Origin of the sequence: Vogesella mureinivorans (genome assembly GCF_007644035.1) — a bacterium.
In the GTDB taxonomy this organism is placed as follows: Bacteria; Pseudomonadota; Gammaproteobacteria; order Burkholderiales; family Chromobacteriaceae; genus Vogesella; species Vogesella mureinivorans.
Genome location: NZ_VMTV02001116.1, coordinates 1 through 266 on the forward strand (window position 1 = coordinate 1; position 266 = coordinate 266).

At 70.3% G+C, this 266-nt stretch carries 1 protein-coding gene; it reads right to left on the reverse strand.

Features of this window, described 5'->3' with window-relative positions:
• On the reverse strand, positions 1 to 266 hold a 266-nt coding region (locus FLQ44_RS23025), incomplete at both ends, for a protein adenylyltransferase SelO family protein (RefSeq protein WP_206209148.1).

Below are 266 nucleotides of genomic sequence, written 5' to 3' on the forward strand. Positions count from 1 at the left end.
GGCAGCTCGAAATGACCGAAGCGCAGAAAGCTCGGCGACACGCGGCAGACGATGGCCCCTGGCTCGGGCTTGGGATCGCCCGCGTACAGAATGTCGCGCACCACCGCCTCGCCAGTGGCGACCAACGACAGTGCGCGCGTTGTCGGCACGCCCAACGCCTGCATGGCCTCGCTGCAGATGAACTCGCGCAGCGAGGAGCGCAGCACCGCGCGGCCATCGGCCCGCCGCGAGTACGGCGTGGGTCCGGCGCCCTTGAGCTGCAGCTC